At 62.9% G+C, this 20,725-nt stretch carries 19 protein-coding genes; 6 read left to right on the top strand and 13 right to left on the bottom strand.

Going from position 1 to position 20,725, the window contains the following annotated elements; translation table 11 throughout:
* The first annotated feature begins 70 nt into the window (after positions 1-70).
* Entirely contained in the window at positions 71-1,084 is a 1,014-nt protein-coding gene (locus AC07VY_RS20160) for a LacI family DNA-binding transcriptional regulator (RefSeq protein WP_495098998.1), read from the top strand.
* Entirely contained in the window at positions 1,071-2,318 is a 1,248-nt protein-coding gene (locus AC07VY_RS20165) for a YbiU family protein (RefSeq protein WP_495098997.1), read from the top strand. The genes AC07VY_RS20160 and AC07VY_RS20165 overlap by 14 nt, the downstream gene beginning before the upstream one ends.
* 71 nt (positions 2,319-2,389) lie before the next feature.
* Here the strand turns inward: AC07VY_RS20165 and AC07VY_RS20170 are convergent, their stop codons facing one another.
* From AC07VY_RS20170 to AC07VY_RS20200, 7 genes are all read right to left on the bottom strand, one after another.
* On the bottom strand, positions 2,390-3,505 hold the full coding sequence (locus AC07VY_RS20170; RefSeq protein WP_495098996.1) for an ABC transporter ATP-binding protein: 1,116 nt from the start codon (positions 3,503-3,505) through the stop codon (positions 2,390-2,392).
* Positions 3,506-3,509: 4 nt separating this feature from the next.
* Entirely contained in the window at positions 3,510-4,370 is an 861-nt protein-coding gene (locus tag AC07VY_RS20175) for a carbohydrate ABC transporter permease (RefSeq protein ID WP_495098995.1), read from the bottom strand.
* Positions 4,363-5,229: a carbohydrate ABC transporter permease gene (locus AC07VY_RS20180; protein ID WP_495074049.1), complete on the bottom strand. Its 867-nt coding sequence runs from the start codon at positions 5,227-5,229 to the stop codon at positions 4,363-4,365. The genes AC07VY_RS20175 and AC07VY_RS20180 overlap by 8 nt, the downstream gene beginning before the upstream one ends.
* 85 nt (positions 5,230-5,314) lie before the next feature.
* Positions 5,315-6,553, bottom strand: a complete 1,239-nt coding sequence (locus AC07VY_RS20185; RefSeq protein ID WP_116608833.1) for an ABC transporter substrate-binding protein — start codon at positions 6,551-6,553, stop codon at positions 5,315-5,317.
* 296 nt (positions 6,554-6,849) lie between these two features.
* Positions 6,850-7,851 carry a GlxA family transcriptional regulator gene (locus tag AC07VY_RS20190; RefSeq protein ID WP_495119501.1) on the bottom strand — a complete coding sequence of 334 codons (1,002 nt, stop codon included), beginning with the start codon at positions 7,849-7,851 and terminating at the stop codon, positions 6,850-6,852.
* A gap of 18 nt (positions 7,852-7,869) precedes the next feature.
* Entirely contained in the window at positions 7,870-8,820 is a 951-nt protein-coding gene (locus tag AC07VY_RS20195; RefSeq protein ID WP_495098993.1) for an alpha/beta hydrolase, read from the bottom strand.
* Positions 8,821-8,835: 15 nt separating this feature from the next.
* On the bottom strand, positions 8,836-10,023 hold the full coding sequence (locus AC07VY_RS20200) for a gamma-butyrobetaine dioxygenase (RefSeq protein ID WP_495098992.1): 1,188 nt from the start codon (positions 10,021-10,023) through the stop codon (positions 8,836-8,838).
* A gap of 298 nt (positions 10,024-10,321) precedes the next feature.
* Here AC07VY_RS20200 and AC07VY_RS20205 point away from each other — a divergent pair, with 298 nt between their 5' ends.
* The 4 genes from AC07VY_RS20205 to AC07VY_RS20220 all read left to right on the top strand — a co-directional run bounded on the left by AC07VY_RS20205 (position 10,322) and on the right by AC07VY_RS20220 (position 13,755).
* Entirely contained in the window at positions 10,322-11,263 is a 942-nt protein-coding gene (locus tag AC07VY_RS20205; protein WP_495098991.1) for a choline ABC transporter substrate-binding protein, read from the top strand.
* Between the two features lie 100 nt (positions 11,264-11,363).
* Positions 11,364-12,254: a 3-dehydrocarnitine:acetyl-CoA trimethylamine transferase CdhC gene (cdhC, locus tag AC07VY_RS20210; RefSeq protein ID WP_495098990.1), complete on the top strand. Its 891-nt coding sequence runs from the start codon at positions 11,364-11,366 to the stop codon at positions 12,252-12,254.
* Positions 12,255-12,293: 39 nt separating this feature from the next.
* Complete coding sequence (locus AC07VY_RS20215) at positions 12,294-13,259, top strand: L-carnitine dehydrogenase (RefSeq protein ID WP_495098989.1); 966 nt, start codon at positions 12,294-12,296, stop codon at positions 13,257-13,259.
* Between the two features lies 1 nt (position 13,260).
* Complete coding sequence (locus AC07VY_RS20220; protein WP_495098988.1) at positions 13,261-13,755, top strand: thioesterase family protein; 495 nt, start codon at positions 13,261-13,263, stop codon at positions 13,753-13,755.
* Here AC07VY_RS20220 and AC07VY_RS20225 read toward each other — a convergent pair.
* From AC07VY_RS20225 to AC07VY_RS20250, 6 genes are all read right to left on the bottom strand, one after another.
* Positions 13,752-15,953, bottom strand: a complete 2,202-nt coding sequence (locus AC07VY_RS20225; RefSeq protein WP_495098987.1) for a beta-glucosidase — start codon at positions 15,951-15,953, stop codon at positions 13,752-13,754. The genes AC07VY_RS20220 and AC07VY_RS20225 overlap by 4 nt on opposite strands.
* A 148-nt stretch (positions 15,954-16,101) precedes the next feature.
* Positions 16,102-17,232, bottom strand: a complete 1,131-nt coding sequence (locus AC07VY_RS20230) for a helix-turn-helix transcriptional regulator (protein ID WP_495098986.1) — start codon at positions 17,230-17,232, stop codon at positions 16,102-16,104.
* A gap of 328 nt (positions 17,233-17,560) precedes the next feature.
* Positions 17,561-18,631, bottom strand: coding sequence for an ABC transporter ATP-binding protein (locus AC07VY_RS20235; protein ID WP_495074052.1), 1,071 nt, complete (start codon positions 18,629-18,631; stop codon positions 17,561-17,563).
* Positions 18,632-18,641: 10 nt separating this feature from the next.
* Complete coding sequence (locus tag AC07VY_RS20240; RefSeq protein ID WP_495098985.1) at positions 18,642-18,830, bottom strand: hypothetical protein; 189 nt, start codon at positions 18,828-18,830, stop codon at positions 18,642-18,644.
* 46 nt (positions 18,831-18,876) lie between these two features.
* Positions 18,877-19,731, bottom strand: coding sequence for a carbohydrate ABC transporter permease (locus AC07VY_RS20245; protein WP_495098984.1), 855 nt, complete (start codon positions 19,729-19,731; stop codon positions 18,877-18,879).
* Entirely contained in the window at positions 19,721-20,602 is an 882-nt protein-coding gene (locus AC07VY_RS20250) for a carbohydrate ABC transporter permease (RefSeq protein ID WP_495074054.1), read from the bottom strand. The genes AC07VY_RS20245 and AC07VY_RS20250 overlap by 11 nt, the downstream gene beginning before the upstream one ends.
* Positions 20,603-20,725 lie beyond the last annotated feature (123 nt).

The raw sequence follows: 20,725 nt of genomic DNA on the forward strand, positions 1-20,725 counted from the left end.
GTTTACATTTAGCCGAGTCAAAGCTTGACAAGCCATGTACACGTTTACATAATTTGCACCAGGAGACAAGATGCAAGCCAGAAAAGCCAGTATTACCACCTTGGCCAAGGCCACCGGCCTGTCGTCGGCCACGGTGTCGCGCGCCCTGGCCGGCCTGCCCAGCGTGCTGCCCGAAACCCGCGACAAGGTGCTGCAGGCCGCCCGCGAACTGCACTATGTACGGGACCGCGCGGCGGTGCGGCTGAAGACTGGCAAGACCCATACCCTAGCCTTCATCCAGGACCGGCAGGACGCCACCCAGCTGGGCTTCAAGGACTTTCTGCTGGGCCTGGGCGATGCGCTGCAAGACACCGACTACCACCTGATCGTGCTACCCCAGCTGGCTGGCCACGACGCGCTGGACAGCGTGCAGTACGTGATCGAGCGCGGCCTGGCCGACGGCCTGGTGCTGTCCTATACCGCGCCGCAGGATGCGCGTGTGCGCTGGCTGCAGCGCATGGACTTTCCTTTCATCAGCTATGGCCGCACCCAACTGCCGGCGCACGACAGCGTGGACTTTGCCAACGAGCGCTTTGCCGACATGGCGGTGGAAACCTTGGTGGCGCAGGGCCGCAGGCGCCTGGGTATCCTGCTGCCGGCGGCAGACGCCAGCTTCCACCAGCATTTGGCCGACGGTTTCGCGCAGGCCTGCGTGCGCCTGGGCGTAGCCGGTGAATGCATACAGGCCATCAGCCTGGACGACCCGCCGGATGCCATCTACCAATGGACCCGCGCCCACGCCAGCGCATTCGACGGCCTGGTGCTGACACGCGAGGCGCCCATCCTGCCCCTGCTCAGCGCCCTGGCCGACAGCGGCCTGCAGGTCGGCCCGGGCGCCAGCCAGCCAATGGAGCTGGTCCTGCGCTACAGCAGCCCGCTGCCGCAGTACATACGCCAACCGTTCTGGGCCTGTTTTGAAGACATGCACCGCGCCGGCCACGCGCTGGGCAGCCGCATGCTGGCGCGCTTTGCCCAGCCCGATCTGGCGCCCCGCCAGCAACTTTTCACCCCGCCACCTCTGGAGCTATTCCATGCAACAAGCTGACACCAACCTCGACTTCCAAAGCCAGATCATTGCCGCCAAGCGCCAGCTGCGCGCCCAGATTCCCGACCTGAAAGAACGCTTCGAAGCACTGACGCGCAATATCGAAGCCCAGGTGGAAGCGATAGAGCGCGAGCGCGCCCAGGGCCTGCAGCCCGTACCCGAGGTGCAGTTCAGCCAGCTCGACACGCTGGACGCGGCGCAGATCGCCCGCATCAAGCAGCGCGGTTGCGTGGTGATACGCGGCGTGTTCGATCCGGCCCGCGTGGCCCAATGGAACGCGGACCTGGCCAGCTACATCAGCGACAACCACTACCTGGACAAACAGGTCAGCAAGCGCGGCATCGACAAGTACTTCAGCGCCCTGGCCAGCTCCAAGCCGCAGATCTACGGCATCTACTGGTCCAAGCCGCAAATGGATGCGCGCCAGTCGGTCGAGCTGGCCCAGACCCGGCGCTGGCTGAACCGGCTTTGGAACAACCTGCATGACGGCAAGCCGGTGTTCAACCCCGACCAGGAATGCACCTACTCCGACCGCGTACGCCAGCGCGAACCGGGTGACGCCTCGCTGGGCTTGTCACCCCACATGGACGGCGGCTCCATCGAACGCTGGATCGACCCCGGCTACCAGAACGTCTTCCGCCACGTGTTTGGTGGCGACATTAGCCAGTACGACCCGTTTGCCGCGGCCTACCGCACCGAAACCCACGAGATCCCCTCGCCCGCCGTGTGCAGCATGTTCCGCACCTTCCAGGGCTGGACTGCGCTGACGCCGCAAGGCCCGGGCGACGGCACGCTGAACCTGGTACCCATCGCCAACGCCATGGCCTGGATGCTGTTGCGCGCGCTACAGGACGACATCGCTGAAGACCAGTTGTGCGGCGCCCGCGCCGGCCGCGCCCTGGTCGCATCGCCCGAACACCACGCGCTGCTGCTGCGCGCCTACGGCCCCATCCCCAAGGTCAACGCTGGCGACACCGTCTGGTGGCACCCCGACACCATCCACGGCGTGGAAGACAAGCACTTGGGGCAGGGCTACAGCAACGTGATCTACATCGGCGCCGCCCCCGACTGCGCCAAGAACCAAGCATTTCTGGCCAAGCAGCGGCCGGCGTTCGAGGCCGGCAAGTCGTCACCCGACTTTGCGCCCGAAGACTACGAAGTGGATTTTGAAGGGCGATTTACACCCGCGGATTTGACACCACTGGGGCGCAGGCAAATGGGGTATGGCAGCTGAAATACTACAGAATTGATAGCTGTCAGCGCAGGTACTACCTGCGCTGACAGCTTATTTAGTTCGCAATTTCTTCACGCAATCAGTTGCTCGGTCTGCACATCGAAGCAGACCAGCTTGCCCAGATCGACCAGGAACTGCGTCTCCTGGCCCGGCGTCAGCGGCGCGTCGGGCTCGACCCGGGCGGTGAACTCATGGCCGCCCACATTCAGCACCACCAGGGTGTCGGCGCCGGTGGGCTCTATCACTTCGACACGAGCCTGCACCAAACGGTGCATGGCATTCTGGGTCGCGCCGTCGCGCACCAGGTCGATCGCCTCGGCGCGGATGCCGGCAATCACTTCCTTGCCGCGGTAGGCGTTCAGTCCGGCCGGCACCGAGGGCAGAGCGATGCGCACTGTCGGGCGGTCGCCCTGCTGTATCTCCAGCGCCAGGCCGGCACCGTCTTCCAATACACGGGCCTTGGCCAGGTTCATGCGCGGCGAGCCCATGAAGCTGGCGACAAAGGTATTCGCTGGGCGGTTATAAACCTCGTGCGGCGTACCCAGCTGCTGGACCACGCCGCCCTTCATCACCGCGATGCGCGTGGCCAGGGTCATGGCCTCGATCTGGTCGTGGGTCACGTAGACGATGGTGGCTTTCAGGCGCTGGTGCAGCTTCTTGATTTCGGTGCGCATGTCGAGTCGCAGCTGGGCATCCAGGTTCGACAGCGGTTCGTCAAACAAATACAGCTTGGGCTCACGCGCCAGGGCCCGGCCGATGGCCACGCGCTGGCGCTGGCCGCCTGACAGCTGGCGCGGCTTGCGCTCTAGCAGGTGCTCTATCTGCAGCAGCTTGGCGACGCTGGCGACGCGCTCGGTGCGCACGTTCTTCGCCACCTTGCGCATCTCCAGCGGGAACTCGATGTTTTTGGCCACCGTCATGTTTGGGTACAGCGCATACGACTGGAACACCATCGAGATGTTGCGCTCGGCCGGTGCCACCTGGGTGATGTCCTGGCCGTCCAGGCGCAGGCTGCCGGCAGTCGGGTCTTCCAGGCCGGCGATGACATTCATCAGCGTGCTCTTGCCGCAGCCGCTGGGGCCGACCAGCACCAGGAATTCGCCATCGGCCAGCGAGATGGTGATGTCGTGCAGTATCTGAACGCTGTCGAAACTCTTTTTGATGTGAACCAGATCTAACGAAGCCATGTGATTAACCTTTGACAGACCCGGCCATCAGGCCGCGGACGAAATATTTACCCGACACCAGGTAGACGATGAGCGTGGGGATCGCGGCGATGAAGGCGCCGGCGAAATGCACGTTGTATTCCTTGACCCCGGTGGAGCTGCTCACCAGGTTGTTCAAGGCCACCGTCAGCGGAAACGAGGTGTAGTCGCTGAACGAAGCGCCGAACAAGAACTCGTTCCAGATGTTGGTGAACTGCCAGATCACCGTGACCACGATGATGGGCGTGCTGTTGGGCAACAGGATGCGCCACAGCACGCCGAAGAAGTTGGCACCATCCATGCGCGCCGAGCGGATCAGCTCGGCCGGAAAGGCCGCGTAGTAGTTGCGAAAGAACAGCGTGGTGAAGCCGATGCCGTAGACCACGTTGACGAAGATCAACCCCTTCACCGTGCCGGCCAGGCCCAGAAAACCCAGGGTCTTGGCCATCGGGATCAGCACGATCTGGAACGGAATGAACACCGAGAACAGCATGGCCGCAAACAGCGCGTGGGCAAAGCGCATCTTGAACTGGGTCAGGATGTAGCCGTTCAACGCGCCGATCAGCGTCGAGATCACCACTGCCGGAATCACCAGCAGAAACGAGTTGATGAAATACGGCTTCAAGCCCGTGGCCTGCACGCCGATCTGCGCCGTGCTCCAGGCGCTGCGCCAGGGCGCCAGCGTCCAGTCCATCGGCAAAGACATCAGATTGCCGCTGCGGATTTCGTCCAGTGGTTTCAGCGAATTCACCACCATCACATACACCGGCAAGATGAACAGCAACGCCGTCCCGACCAGCACCACGTACAGCGCAATGCGCAGAAAGCGCGACAAGGTTTTATCCATTTTTGACCTTCCGCATTTCGCCGTACAAGTACGGCAGCACGACCACGCCGATGGCGATCAGCATCAGCACAGAGCTGGCCGCACCGACGGCCATTTCGTTGCGGGTAAAGGTGTACTGGTACATGAATACCGAGGGCAGCCAGGTCGAGCGGCCGGGGCCGCCATTGGTCAGCGCGATTACCAGGTCGTAGGACTTGATGGCCATGTGCGCCAGGATCACAAAGGCCGAGATGAACACCGGTCCGAGCTGCGGAATGATGATGCGCTGGTAGATCTGCCAGCTCTTGGCGCCGTCCAGGCGGGCGGCGTTGATCTGCTCAGAATCAACCCCGCGCAGGCCGGCCAGAAACATGGCCATCACAAAGCCGGTGGTCTGCCAGACGGCGGCAATCACCACGCAGTAGATCGCCATCTCCGAATCCTTGATCCAGCCGAAAGTGAAGTTGCTCCAGCCCAGGGTCTGCATGGTGTGCTCCAGGCCCACGCCGGGGTCGAGCAGCCACTTCCACGCCGTGCCGGTGACGATGAAGGACAGCGCCATCGGGTACAGAAACACCGAACGCAAGCCGCTCTCGGCACGCACTTTCTGGTCGATCAGAATCGCCAGGGTCAGGCCCAGTGCCATCGCAATCACGATGTACAAAGACGCGAACACCCACAGATTGGACAAGGCTACCGACCAGTTCTCCAGCCCCATCAGGCGGACGTAATTGGCCGTGCCCACCCAGTCGTACTGTGGCATCAGCGTTGAGGCGGTGAACGACAGATACACCGTGAACATGATGTAGCCGTAGACGCAGACCAGCACCAGCAGGGCACTGGGCGTGATCAGCAGCTTGGGTAAAAAACCAGCTTTCATTCCGAACCTTACGAAGGAAATGGAAAGGCCGACGCTAGCGCGTCGGCCCGCACAAGCACAGGGCGAAAACCCGCCCTGTCAGCGCTTAGGACTTGGCTGCAGCGGCCAATTCAACAACGGCCTTTTTCGAGTCGATCTGGCCGTTGAAGTGGCGCGTGATCACGTCGTAGAAGGCGTTCTTGATGGAAGCCGGCACGGCGTGGCCGTGGGCCATGGAGCCGACCAAGGTGTTCTTGGTATTGGCTTCGGCGAAGTCTTTCATGCCCTTCTTGCCGCAGTCGTCAAAGTCCTTGTCGGACACATCGGTACGCGCAGGCACCGAGCCCTTGACCACGTTGAAGGCCGACTGGAAGCCAGGGTCCATGATGGCCGAGGCCAGCTTGGTCTGGGCCGCCACCTTGTCGGCGCCAACCTTGAACATCGCAAACTGGTCAGAGTTGAACGACACCACGCCTTGCGTGCCGGGTACGCGGAAGCAGGAGAAGTCCTTGCCCGGCACCTTCTTCGCGCCGATGAATTCGCCCTTGGCCCAGTCGCCCATAATCTGGAAACCGGCCTTGCCGCTGATCACCATGCCGGCAGCCACGTTCCAGTCGCGGCCGGAGAAGTCTTTGTCGACCAGCTTGCGCAGCTGTGCCATGCGGTCAAAGGCCTTCAGCATGGTCGGCGAATTCAGCGATTTGGGGTCCAGGTCGATGAAGGCCTTGCGATAGAAGTCCACGCCGCCGGTGGAGATGACCACGCCGTCGAACATGGTGGCCTCTTGCCAAGGCTGGCCACCGTGGGCCAGGGCGATGAAGCCGGCCTTCTGCAGCTTTTCGCCGTCGGCAATGAATTCGTCCCAGGTCTTGGGGTCGGCGGTGATGCCGGCCTTGGCCAGCACTTCCTTGTTGGCCCAGACCCAGTTGGTGGAGTGCACGTTCACCGGTGCGGCCACCCACTTGCCATTGAATTTGGAGAAGCGTTGCAGCGCGGCGGGCACGGTCTTGTCCCAGCCTTCTTTGGCGGCCACGTCGTTCAGGTCGGCCAGCACGCCTTGCTTGGCCCAGTCCTGGATGTCGAAGCCCAGCATCTGCACGGCGGTGGGCGGATTGCCGGCGGTGACGCGGGCGCGCACGGCCGTCATGGCTTGCTCGCCGCCGCCACCGGCGACCGGCATGTCATTCCACTTGATGCCCTGCTTTTCCAGGTTGCCCTTGAGCACGCCCAACGCCGCCGCCTCGCCACCCGAGGTCCACCAGTGCAGCACTTCCACGCTTTGTTGTGCCATGGCCGGAACGGCAAAGGCCGCGGTGACCGCCAGCCCGATGAGTGTCTTCTTCATGCCTTGTCTCCTATCTCGTTATGGTGAGGGCACAGCACAGGCGGCGCCCGTTGGATCCGGGCTTGCAATGCAGCGCCGAACTCATTCATTGTTCATTAATTAACACCAGCAGCAGCAAGTGTTTTCCCTGTAAATGCGGCAATTTCGCCCGCGAGTACTACCGCCCCTTTTCCAGCACCTGCACCACTACACCGCCAGCCCCCAAAACATTCGCAAAAATATGGCTGACCGTCTATCTGTAGCCATCGCCCCCGCACCAGCTTGCACCAGATGCAGCGCAACCAGTTGCCGCAGATTCAACGCCGCCCAGACAATTGACTGCCGCCGCGGTCGTCCTTGGGGCTGACGGCAAAACGGGTGCGATACGCCCGCGAAAAATACGAAGGCGACTCGAATCCACACGCCACGCTGATGGTCAAAATGCCCATATCGGTCTGCTGCAGCAATTGGCGAGCGCGGTCCAGCCTCAAGCACAGATAGAAATGCGAGGGGGTGTCTTTGAGGTGGGTGCTGAACAACCGCTCCAGCTGCCGGCGCGTCACACCGATGGCCGCGGCCAGGGCATCCGCCGACAGCGGCTCCTCGATATGCTGCTCCATCACACCGATGACCTGTATGGTCTTGGGATTGTGGACACCATAGCGTGCGGCAATCTGCATGCGCTGGTGGTCCGAGGGGTTGCGTATACGCCCCAGCACAAACTGCTCGGACACAGCCGTGGCCAGGGCATGCCCGTGGCGGCGCCCCATCAGGTCCAGCATCATGTCTATGCATGCCGTACCACCCGCGCAGGTGATACGCCGCCCGTCGATCTCAAACAACTCCTGCGTCACCACCCGCCCTGGGAAACGCTCGTGAAAAGCCGATATCGCCTCCCAATGCAGTGTCAGCTTTTGGCTCTTCAGCAATCCGGCTTCGGCCAAGATAAAGCAGCCGGTGTCAATAGCCCCCAAGGTGGTACCCGCCCGGTCCAACAGACGCAGCCAAGCCCCTAGTGCCGGGGTGTAGTGGTCCATGGGATTAAAAGCAGAAACCACAAACAGGGTTTCTGCCTGCTCAACCGATGCAAATGCGCCGTCAGCATGCAGGGACATGCCGTTGCTGGCCGTCACCGGGCCACCATCCGCACTCAAGATATGCCAACGGTACAAGGGGCCACGGAAGCGGTTGGCCACCCGCAGCGGCTCCAATGCGGACACAAAGCCCATCATGGAGAATTCCGGCAGCAGCAAGAAGTGGATTTCCTGCGGAGAGGTGGATGGCATGACCATAGCCGTATTTTGTAGCAGGTAGTCCATGGGACAGGTCAGAAAAGATCAAACCGGCTTCGCCTGAAAGCGGGCTATCGCGGCGACCAATGCCGCGTACAAATCGTCCACTGCGCCACACGCTCCGCGGGCACGCAGGCAGCCATGTACCAGCCCTGCGCCCCAATACAGTTCTGCCCTGCCTCCCGCATTCTGCAAGTGCTCTACGTAGGCCACACCTTCATCGCGCAAGGGGTCAAACTCGGCAACAGCCACAAAGGCCGGCGGTAAGTCCACATAGGAAGCAGCGGCCAACGGTGCGGCCCGTGGGTCATTCCGCATCGTCAAATCGGGCAGATACAGCCGTAAAAAATCGACCATGTCCGCAGCCCGCAACAGCGGTGCATCCGCGTGCTCGGCATAAGACGGCTGCGTGCAAGGGCCGACCAGCGCCGGATAGAGCAGCGCATGCCCGCAAGGGCCGGGCAATCCCTCCCGGGCCAAGGCCAGGCACAGAGCCGCAGCCAGATTGCCGCCAGCGCTGTCCCCGGCCACCACCACGCGCCGCGGGTCCAGGCCCAGTTCATCATGCCCGGCGTGCACCGCCAGCCATGCGGCATAGCTGTCTTCAAAGGCCGCAGGAAAAGGGTGCTCCGGCGCCAGTCGGTAGTCCACGGCAATCACCATGGCTTGCAGGCTGGCGGCCAACGCAGCTGTCAGGAACTCATGAGAATCCAGTCCGCCCAATACCCAGCCGCCCCCATGAAAGTACAGCACGCAGGGCCAACCCGAATCAGGTGCGGCTCCCTCTGGAACATAACGACGGACCGCCACGGCGTGCCCTGCCGCGGCCAGTATCTGGTCCGTGGCAATAACACCGGCAGGACGCGGCGGCGTGAATACCTCGCACATGCGTTGGTAGGCCGCGCGCTGTGCAGCCAGGTCGTCGGCATCGGAAGTCAAGGCCTCGGTACGCGCCACGAATTCGGCCAAACCAGGGGCTAGCAAATATGCGGACATGGTGTATCCAGAAACTCAGGACGCCCGTTGCTGGGCACGCTCCAGTATGCGGATACGCGACAGCAACTCGTCCCGGTCCACATAGCAGCCCTGCAAATGGCGCGCACCGCTTGCCGGGTCGAATGCGGTGCGGGCATGCAGCACACGCCGATTGTCAAACACCCACATATCGCCAGGCTGCAGGCGCCGGCTGACGCAGAACCGTGGCTCCCGCGCCAGCTGGGTGAAACGGCGGTAAGCCCGGTACAGCACGGGCATCTGCTCGGCAGGCACATCGAACGGGGCGCGCAGAAAATTGGCACACCGGACTTCCACAATCGTGCCAAACGGGTCCAGCTGGATGATGGGCGCGGTGCAGCGGTAGTCGGTATGCGGCTCCTTGTTGCGAAACTCCACCGGCGTACCGCTCAGCACCGCGAAATCGTCCGCATGGTGCTCCCGCAATGCGCTGGCGACCGCAAAGCCATCGACAAACAGACTGTCGCCGCCCACCGCCCCATTCACCAGGCAGTGCAGAAACTGCAAACCCGGCTGCAGCTCGCGTGTCGGCAAATCGGTGTGCGGCGGCAGATTGAAGGAGGTGTAGGCATTGCTGTCCGGCTTGGGCTTGGACGCCACATCGAACAACAAGCCGAAATTGCTTTCCCGGATAAAAGAGATACGTTTTGCGGCACGGCCTACCGTGCCCAGCTCGGTCGGGCAGCCGCGCAACAAACACAGGCCCACATCACGCACGGCCAGCAACCATGCGTGTAGCGCGCTGTCGTCCTGCATGATCTCCTGGAAATCGAAGCATGGCAAAGACTGGTTGCGCTCCGCACCCCAGAGCTGCCGGGAAGCCACGGCCCGACGCCGCTCGGCGCGCGATTCGGCATCGTAGGCATGTGCACGCAGCCAGCCGACATGGAAGGCACTGGCATGGCCATCCTCCCACGCAATCTGCAGCCCACCCTGGGCATCTAGCGACACCTGGCGAGGAAGCAAGTCTTCGGGCATATCCGGCACCTCGAAAACCTGCTCGCGTGTCACCGGATAAACGCAATGCGCACAGGGACAGTTGTCGCGCAGCCAGACAAAGTGGAATGCGCTGGAGCGCCCGTCCGTCCACCGCACCCGCGCTGCATCTCCCTCCACGGTTACGTCCGCCACGGCATGCGTCACGGGATAGGTCCGCCAATCGGCCACGGTGGCTACTGCTTGCATTTCGCTACTCCTTCCAGGTTGAGGACTGCAAGGTACGTTGCCTGGCCGCGGCTTGTTCGCCCGATAGCGACCTTTCGTAGCCTTGGTGCGACGCTGGAGGGGAAATGAGAGGATGCCTTGTTGACGATTGCGCATACGGGTCGCACCAGGGCTACGAAGGGTCGCTATGGAGCGATGCCAAAGGCGCTGCCCCCCTTACCTTTAGGCCAACGCGGTCGACATTGAAGAAACGCGTTCCCCCCGTTGGGGCTTTACCACCCAGTTCCTGCCAAACCCTTGTTATTTCTACGGAGCAATTATGAAAACGCTTACCCGGTATGCCTGTTTCCTGTTCACAGCTCTGCTCACCCTGCCAGCCTTGGCGGATGAGCCGGAAAGCTGCCGCAACGTACGCTTTGTCGATATAGGCTGGAGCGACATCACCGCCACCACCGCCCTGGCCAGCACGGTATTTGAAGGCCTGGGCTACAAGCCCAGCAAGACAATGGCATCGGTGCCGATTTCTTTCGCCGGCCTGAAAAGCAAGCAGATCGATATTTCCCTGGGCTACTGGAGCCCCATCCAGACCCAGATGGTGGAGCCATTGGTGCAGTCCAAAAGCCTGCTAGTGCTGGACCCACCGAATCTGGTCGGCGCCAAGGCCACCCTGGCTGTGCCTGCCTATGCCGCCGATGAGGGGCTGAAGGACTTTGCCGACATTGCCAAGTTCCAGAAAGAGCTCGACGGCAAGATCTACGGCATAGAAGCCGGCAGCAGTGCGAATGCGCACATCCAGGCCATGATTGACAAGAACGAATTTGGCCTGGGTGGGTTTAAGCTGGTGCAGTCCAGCGAGGCCGGCATGATGTCCGAGGTGACCCGCGCGGTCCGGCAAAAGAAGAAAATCGTCTTTGTGGGCTGGGAACCGCACCCCATGAATATCGAGTTCAAGATCAGCTACCTCAGCGGTGGCGATGCGGTATTCGGCGCCAACTTTGGTGAGGCCAAGGTCTACACTCTGGTGGCCACAGACTATCTGGACCGCTGCCCCAATGCGGGCAAGCTGGTCTCCAATCTCCAGTTCAGTACCGATATGGAAAGCCGCTTGATGATCCCCATCATGGCCAAGGTCAACCCGTCGACCGCCGCCAAGGACTACCTCAAAAAGAACCCGCAGGTGCTAGATAAATGGCTGATCGGCGTCAAAACCGTGGATGGCAAAGACGGCCTGCCCGCTGTCAAAACCTATCTGGGCCTTTAAGCCACAGCTGAACTTCCCCGTCGGCAAGCCCGCCGACCATCCCCCATATCAACACGGCAGCCAGGGCCGGCTCCGGCCAGCTGCCAATGGAGAGTATTCCGTGAACCATGAAATCATCGTCACCTGCGCCGTCACAGGCGCAGGCGACACTGTAGGCCGCCATCCGGCCGTGCCCGTGACCCCCCGGCAGATTGCCGATGCCGCAGTAGAGGCGGCCAAGGCAGGAGCCACGGTCGTGCACTGCCATGTGCGCGACCCCGAGACCGGCAAGGGCAGCCGCAATCCAAACCTGTACCGCGAACTTGTGGACCGCATCCGCTCTTCAGGCGTGGACATGGTGCTGAACCTGACCGCAGGCATGGGTGGTGACCTGGAAATTGGCGCGGGTGAAGACCCCATGCACTTCGGCAAGGGCACGGACCTAGTCGGCGGCCTGGCGCGGCTGATCCATGTGGAGGAGCTGCTGCCCGAGATTTGCACACTGGACTGCGGAACCCTGAATTTTGGCGATGGAGACTACATCTACGTGTCCACGCCAGCCCAGCTGCGCGCTGGCGCCAAGCGCATCCAGGAGCTGGGCGTGAAGCCAGAGCTGGAGGTGTTTGATACCGGGCATCTCTGGTTTGCCAAGCAGCTGCTGAAGGAAGGCCTGCTGGACGAACAGCCCTTGTTTCAGCTCTGCCTGGGCATTCCCTGGGGTGCCCCGGCCGACACTACCACCATGAAAGCCATGGTGGACAACCTCCCCCCCGGGGCGATATGGGCAGGCTTTGGCATAGGCCGGATGCAAATGCCCATGGTGGCCCAAGCCATGCTGCTGGGCGGCAATGTGCGCGTGGGCCTGGAAGACAACCTCTGGCTGGACAAGGGCGTCTACGCCAGCAATGGCAGCCTGGTAGAGCGCGCAATAGACATCATCCAGAAACTGGGCGCACGCCCTCTGACACCCGAAGAAGGCCGCAAGAAACTGGGCCTCAAAAAGCGCGGCTGAACCACCTTGCCGCCCCCGCAACCCTTGGAAAGTCACCGCATGACCGTCATCACCTCCATCAAGACCTTTGCCGCACTGGGCGTAGGCGTTATCGGCAGCGGCTGGGTCGCTCGCGCCCTGGCCCACGGCCTGGACGTCACTGCCTGGGACCCGGCCCCCGGCGCAGAACAGCAGCTGCGCAGCAATATTGCCAATGCCTGGCCTGCATTGGAGCGCGCCGGCCTGGCCCCGGGTGCATCGCCCCTGCGGTTGCGCTTTGTGGACACCATCGCAGACTGCGTGAAAGACGCCGACTTCATCCAGGAAAGCGCCCCCGAGCGCGAAGACCTGAAGCGCCATTTGCATGCGCAAATCAGCGCCGCAGCCAGGCCGGACGCCATCATCAGCTCCTCCACCTCGGGCCTGCTGCCGTCCGACTTCTATGCCGATGCCCTGCACCCGGAACGCTGCGTGGTAGGCCACCCGTTCAACCCGGTTTATCTACTGCCCCTGGTGGAGGTGGTGGGCGGCCAGCGCACGGCACCGGAAACCATCGCCGCTGCTATCAAAATCTATAGCACGCTAGGCATGCGTCCTCTGCATGTGCGCAAGGAAGTGCCCGGCTTTATTGCTGACCGGCTGCTGGAAGCCCTGTGGCGCGAGGCCTTGCATCTGGTCAACGAAGGTGTGGCCAGCACTGGCGAAATAGACGACGCCATCCGCTTCGGTGCGGGAATCCGCTGGTCCTTCATGGGCAGCTTTCTCACCTATACCCTGGCCGGTGGCGATGCCGGCATGCGGCACTTCATGGCCCAGTTCGGCCCGGCGCTGCAACTGCCATGGACCAAGCTGGTGGCGCCTCCGTTGACAGATGCCTTGATCGACAGCGTGGTCGAAGGCACGACGCAACAGCTGGGCGAGCACTCCATCAAGCAACTGGAACGCTACCGGGACGACTGCATCCTCAGCGTGCTGGACGCGGTGGCCGCCGCCAAGTCACGCCACGGCCTGCGCAGCGGGGAGTGAGATGGACAGTCTTGCAGCCGCCCCCCTGCCCCTGCTCACACAGACGGTCCAGCCTGAATGGGTGGACTACAACGACCATTTGCGCGACGCCTTTTACCTGCTGGTCTTCAGCTATGCCAGCGATGCGCTGATGGGCCAACTGGGGCTGGATGCCGCCGGCCGGGAGCGCCTGCACAGCAGCATCTACACGCTGGAGTGCCACATCAACTACCTGCACGAGGTCAAGCTGGGCAGCGAGCTGCAGGTGGACATGCAGCTGCTGGCGCATGACAGCAAGCGCCTGCACATCTATTTCAGCATGTACCGACCGGACCTGAGCGAGCCGGTGGCCGTGAGCGAGCAAATGCTGCTGCATGTGGACACCCGGGGCCCCAGGTCCGCCCCCTTCAGCGCCGAGGTGCTGGCGCGTGTGCAGGCCCTGTACGTCGCGCACCGCCAGCTGCCCCGGCCCCGCCATGTGGGCCGGACCATGGGCCTTCCCCCGCAAGCCACCTAGCTGCGCACCAGCACCGTGGACTGCGGCGTGTCGCGCGAGGAGCCGCCCACCAGGAAGTTGTAGCTGCCGCTAGGGATTTGCCAGCGGTGGGTGGTGGCGCTCCAGATGCTCAGGCGCTCGGGCTTGAAGGTAATGCTGACGGCCTTGCTCTCGCCGGCTGCCAGTTGCACCTTTTCCCAGGCCACCAGGCGTTTGGGCGGCTCGCCGACCGCTGCCGGCAGGCCGGCGTATACCTGGGCCACCTCGGCGCCGGCACGCGCGCCGGTGTTCTTCAGCGTGAAGCCTACCGTCACCGAGCCGTCGCTGTTGGAGCGGGTGCTGATGCCGCTGTAGCTAAAGCTGGTGTACGACAGGCCATGGCCGAAGGGGAACAGCGGCGTGATGTTCTGCGCGTCGTACCAGCGGTAACCCATCTTCAGGCCTTCGCTGTAGTTCACCGTCAGGTCGGTCGCCGAAATGGATGCCTGCAGCAGGTCGCTTTCGCTTTGCGGGAAGGTCAGCGGCAGCTTGCCCGAGGGGTTGACGGCGCCGAACAACACGTTGGCAATCGCCGGGCCGCCCTGCACGCCGGGGTACCAGGCCTCGACCACCGCGTTCACATTCGCCAGCCAGGGCATGGTGACGGCGGTGCCGGTTTCCAGCACCACCACGCTGCGCTTGGCGGCGGCGGCCACGGCAGTGATCAGGGCGTTCTGGTCATAGGCCTGGTTGGCCGGGTCAGCAGCGTTGTTGGGCAGGCTCAGGTTCGGTAGGTCCACGCCTTCGGTTTGCCACTGGGTAGCAAAAACGATGGCCACGTCAGCCGCTGCGGCTGCGCTAGCCGCAGCGGCGGGGTCGCTGCCGTCCAGGTAGGTGACTGTGGCGTTGGGAGCCATGGCCCGGATGGCGGCCAGCGGTGCGGACTTGTACCAGACGGCACACGAGCCGAACGTGCTGGTGTTGGGCACCAGGCAAGTGACGGCATTGCCATCGCGGGCGGGCACCGCGCCGGAGCCGCCGCCCGAGATCACGCCCGCATCCGCATGGCCGCCAATGACCACAATGGTTTGCGCCGCCGTGGTACTCAGCGGCAGCACATTGGCCGTGTCGCCGCTGGCCACTGCGTTCTTCAGCAGCACCATGGACTGTTCGGCGACCTTCTGGGCCACGGCATTGCCTGCGGCCTGGTCAACGGTACCACCGGCCTTGGGGGGCGATGCCATTACACCGCTGGCGTACAGGGTGCGCAGCTTGCGCAGAACCATATCGTCCAGGCGGGCCAGCGGCACGGTACCGGCTTGGACGGCGGCCTTGAGCTTCTGGTTGAAGCTCGTGGCAGGCAAAGCGAAACTGCCAAAGGAGGTAGGGGTGTAATCGTCGGCACTGCCAGCTTCTTCTTCGTCCAGCCCGGCGTTGGCGGCACGCACGGTATCGGTCACCGCAAAGAACCAGTCGGACTGGACGATGCCTTTGAAGCCCCACTCGGTCTTGAGCACATCCGTCAGCAGATACGCGCTTTCGCAGGCTTTGACGCCGTTGAGCAAGTTGTATGCGCACATCACGTTACCGGGCGCGCCATCTTTGACACCCATCTCGAAGGGCAGCAGGTACAGCTCGCGCAAGGTGCGTTCGTCAATCACCGAATTGGAAGTGAAACGGTTGGTTTCCTGCTCGTTGCCTGCGAAGTGCTTGATGGTGGCAATCACTTTTTGCGACTGCGTGCCCAACGTGCGCTGCGTAATCATGTTGCCCGCCAGTACCGGGTCTTCGCCCATGTACTCAAATGTGCGGCCATTGCGCGGCTCACGTGCCAAATTCACACCGCCGCCCAGGCCTTCGGCAAAGCCCAGGGCCCGCAGTTCGGTGGCGATGGCGCTGCCGTAGCTGTGGGCCAGCGTTGGGTCCCAGCTGGCGGCCAGGGCGATGGGGGCCGGATACGGCGTAGCGTTCGAGCCCACCACGTTGACCCCGCCGGCCGAGTCGGCATTGGTCAGATTGGGTATGCCCAGGCGGGGAATACCTTTCACCACGCCTGCGCCGCCGAGAGCGTCCGGCACGCCATAACCCTCGCCGTGGACCAGCTGGATTTTTTCGTCCAGCGTCATCTTGGCCAGCAGCGCAGCGGCTTGTTGGTCTACGGTGGGGGCATCGTCGCCGCCGCAGCCGTAGAGTAGTCCGGCGGTAACAAGGGCGATGACGAGGGGGCGTTTGAGGTGCACGGTTTTGTCTCCTGATGGTGTGTGATCCGCGCCCGGCACGGGCGGGTCAGCGGCACTGTAGCCAGGGGAGACACCGCAGGATTGACCTGCGGGAGCAGCACTTTACCCAGAGGTGCAGGATTGCAAAGAAAAGTGAAACAAGATGAAGCTAATGGACGGTGGCATCCGCCGCCTGCTTGCGAAACTGCGATGGCGACACGCCAAACGCGCCCGAGAAAAACCGCGAGAACGCACTCAGCGACGAGAAACCCAGTAGGTCGCTGATCTCGGAGATCGGGCTCTGCGCCTGCAGCAGCATGCGCCGGGCCTGGGCCGCACGCACGCTGCCCAGCACCTCCTGGAAATGCGTGGCCTCCAGCTGCAGCCGCCGGTTTAGCCCCCAGCGTGAAGTATTGAAATGCGCACAGGCCTGGGCCAGCAGCTGGCTGCCACTGCCGATGGCGTCACCCGCCGCAATCGCCTGCGCCAGAAAGCGCTGCAGGCCCAGGGCAAAGGTCTGCGCCGGCTCCAGCCGGGCCTGCTCGGCCCGCGCCTGGCCCAGGAAGAAGGCGTACAGGTTCGGGTTGTGCTGCGCATAGGGCTGGTCGCAGGCCGGGGCCTGCAACTGCAGGCGGTTGCGCGCCTGGCCGAAACGCACCTCGCAGCCCATCGCTGCACGCAACTGGGCGGCCGGTGCGAAGGCCTCGCCGGTCAGCTCCAGCACGCAGGCACGGCCGCCCTCCGGGTCATAGTGGCGCACGATGCCGTGCAGCAGGAAGAAGTTGCCAAAGGCGCTGAAGGCGTTGCTGCCCTGGTCGTCCAGCTGGTAGTCGAACTCAAACTGCGTGCCCTGGCGCAGGCAGCGGATCAAGTCCACATTGCCGATCAGGCTGCGGTGGTGAAAGTAAGCCCCCAGCCCGGCCGCCAGATTCGGCGCATTCGCCACCACCGCGTACAGCGTGGGAAAGGGCTGCAGGCAGGCCTGGATGTCGAACTGCCAGTAGTCGCTGGGCATGGGCATGTGCTGCACCAGGCGCATCACTGCCAGGTGTTTGGCGGCGCAGATGCGGGCCTGGGGCGACTCCAGCTCCCAGGCGGCGATGCCGGTCAGGCGCTGGAACTCCTGCGGACCGATGCCGTGTTGCTCGGCTCCGTCCATGCACAAGCGCACCAGGGTGCTGGTGACCGAGCGCTGCTCCGGCATGCGCCAGGCATCCAAAGCGGCGCCGCAGTCCCAGGCGGGCGCCGCACCGTCCATGGCCGGGTCGGCATAGTCTTGTTGCCAGTCTCGTTGCCCCATCGCTTGTCTCCTGTCTCGCTGCCTGCGGGCGAACCGACTGGCAGAGCCTCCAGATTCTTGTATTTTGGAGGAGGCGTTTTCCCTGAAAACCGTTTAAGCCAAATCAGGCTCTAGCGCAGATGGTAGCTGCGCCAGCAGCTATTGAATCGATAGTGCAGGCGGGTGGTGCAGCGGCGCTGAGCAAACCCACACCGCGCCCGCCAAACCGATAGAAAGTACCTGGTTACGCAATTTCATAGCAAGTCCGTCTGACGAAGGGTCTGCCCCAAGGGGCGTACGCAGGCCACCGGCGGTGGCCGCGAAGATGCGCAAAAAAGAAGCGCAGTGCTTACAGGCGCACGCCGGTCTTCTCGTCGAACCAGCTGACCTGGGCGGCCGAGACCTGCAGGCCGACCTGCTCGCCCGGCTGGAAGCGCGCCTGCGGCGAGGTGCGCACGGTGACGTTGCCGGCCTCGGTCTTCACCACCACATAGGTGTCGGCGCCGGTGGGTTCCACCACGCTGACCTCACCGCGCCAGGCGGCGTTGTCCACCAGCTCGATGTGTTCGGGGCGCAGGCCCAGCAACGCGTCCTTGCCCACCGCCGGGCAGGCCAGGGGCAGGCTGCCGCCCTTGAAGGAAAATTGGCCGCCAGCGCCCGCATTGCCTGCGCTGCCAGCTATCAAATTCATAGTCGGCGAGCCGATGAAGCCGGCCACATAGGTATTGGCTGGGCGGCTGTAGATGTCGTCTGGGGTGCCCAGTTGCTGCAGCACGCCGTCCTTCATCACCGCGATGCGGCTGCCCAGGGTCATGGCCTCGATCTGGTCGTGGGTCACGTAGACGCTGGTGATGCCCGACACCTGGTGCAGGCGCTTGATTTCGGCCCGCATTTCAACGCGCAGCTTCGCGTCCAGGTTGGACAAAGGCTCGTCGAACAGGAACAACTGCGGCTGGCGTGCCAGGGCCCGGCCCATGGCCACGCGCTGGCGCTGGCCACCGGACAGCTGCGCGGGGCGGCGGTCCAGCAGGTGGGTGATCTGCAGCATGGCGGCCACTTCGTTGATGCGCTTTTCACGCTCGGCCTTGGGCACCTTGCGCATTTCCAGCGCGAAGCCGATGTTCTCGGCCACGCTCATGGTGGGGTACAGCGCATAGCTCTGGAACACCATGGCGATGTCGCGCTGGGCCGGCGGCACGCCGACCACATTGCGGTCGCCAATGCGGATGGCGCCTTCGGTCGGCTCTTCGAGGCCGGCGATGATGTTCAGCAGGGTGGACTTGCCGCAGCCGGACGGGCCGACCAGGATCAGGAATTCACCCGGCGCGACGTCGATGTCGATGCGCTTGAGCACCTCGACCATCTTGTCGCCGTTGCCGAAAGTTTTACGTATGCCTTGGATGTGGAGTGCGGATGCCATAACTTTTATCCTAGAGAAAGTAGTTGGACACGCCCGAGGGTGCTGCTGGGGACGTGACTGAGAAGGCGAGACAACGCAGCGGGCTCATGCCCGCCAGGCGGAGCAACGCACTCAGGTGCGGCTCCAGTAGTGCCATCGGGTGTGTAGCGTCGCAACGCAACGACAGCTGGACTAGGCGCTGGAAAGGGGTAAGACACATAAGTCGCTCTTTGAAATACGCAAGCGGTCAACTGCTTTTTCTAGGATCAACCCTTCACAGCACCGGCTGTGAGTCCTTTAACGAAGAATTTGCCTGCCAACACGTAGATCAGAATGGTGGGCAGGCCCGCGATCACGGCAGCCGCCATGTCCACGTTGTAGTTTTTCACGCTGCTGGTGGTGTTGACCATATTGTTCAGGCCCACGGTGATGGGCTTGCTGTCGGCGCCGCTGAAGGCCACGCCGAACAGAAAGTCGTTCCAGATATTCGTGAACTGCCAGATCAGCGTGACCATCACGATGGGCGTGGACAGCGGCACGATGATGCGGAAGAAAATGCGCCAGAAACCGGCACCGTCAATCCGCGCAGCGTTCACCAGCTCTTTCGGAATGGACGCGTAGTAGTTGCGGAAGAACAGCGTGGTACCGGCCAGACCGGCCAGGCAGTGCACCAGGATCAGACCGTAGACCGAGCTGGAGATACCCAGCCAACCCAGGATCTGGCTCATCGGCAGCAGCACCACCTGGAACGGCATGAACACGCCAAACAGCATGAAGCCAAACAGCAGCTCGCTGCCCTTGAACTTCCACAGGCTCAGCACATAGCCGTTGATGGCGCCCCACAGCGTGGAGATGATCACCGCCGGGAACACGATCAGCACCGAGTTCCAGAAGAAGGGCTGCAGGCCACGGCAGTCGGTGCCGGTACAGGCGGTGGACCAGGCCAGTTGCCAGGCCTCGAAGTTCAGCGCGTGCGGCAGGCTCAGCAGGTTGCCGCTGCGGATTTCCTCAGCGTCCTTGAACGAGGTGGCCAGCATCACATACATGGGTGCCAGGAAGAAGAAGGCTGCCAGCAGCAGCACGCCATAAATCAATACACGGGACAGGTTCTTAGCGATCATGGGGCTTGCTCCGCAGTTCACTGTACAAATAGGGCACCACGATCGCGGCCACAGTAGCCAGCATCATGGTGGCGCTGGCCGCACCCAGGCCGATCTGGCCGCGGGTAAAGCTCATCACATACATGAAGGTGGCGGGCACGTCGGTCGCATAGCCGGGGCCGCCGCCGGTCAAGGCCATCACCAGGTCGAAGCTCTTGATCGACAGGTGCGATAAGACCATGATGGTGGAGAACACCACCGGGCGCAGAATGGGCAAAATAATGCGCCAGTAGATGCGCGGCAAACTGGCGCCGTCGATCTGCGCGGCCTTGATGATGCTGTCGTCGATGCCGCGCAGGCCGGCCAGGAACAAGGCCATGGCAAAGCCGGCGGACTGCCAGATACCGGCAATCACCACGCAGTAGATGGCGGTGTCGCTCTGCACCAGCCAGTCGAAGCTGAAGCTGGTCCAGCCGATGTCATGCATCAGTTTTTCCAGGCCGAGGCTGGGGTTCAGCATCCACTTCCAGGCGGTACCGGTGACGATGAAGGACAGCGCCATGGGGTACAGATAGATGGTGCGCAGCAGGCCTTCGGCGCGGACCTTCTGGTCCAGCACGATGGCTAGCGCCATGCCGATCAGCATCGCGCCGCCCACGTACAACACGCTGAAGATGCCCAGATTCTTCAGCGCCAGCCACCAGCGGTCCATCTCCCACAATTTGGCGTATTGGGCCAGGCCGACAAACTCGTCGTAGTTGGGCAGCATGCGCGATGCGGTCAGGGACAAAACCCCGTTCCAGATCATCAGCCCGTAGATGAAGGCAAAGCCCAGCACGAAGCCGGGCGCAATCACCAGCTTGGGCAAGGCCTGCTCAAAATTCGGTTTCATGGGAGTGGCTCTCAAAAAATAAGGCCCCACTCCGCCGTGGCGGATGGGGGAAGAATGCCCAAGGATGTGCCGGACCTATTCCAGGGAACCCAGGGAACCGGCTTTGCCGGGCCCTAGGGTTCG

Source organism: Rhodoferax sp. GW821-FHT02C08 (genome assembly GCF_059421805.1).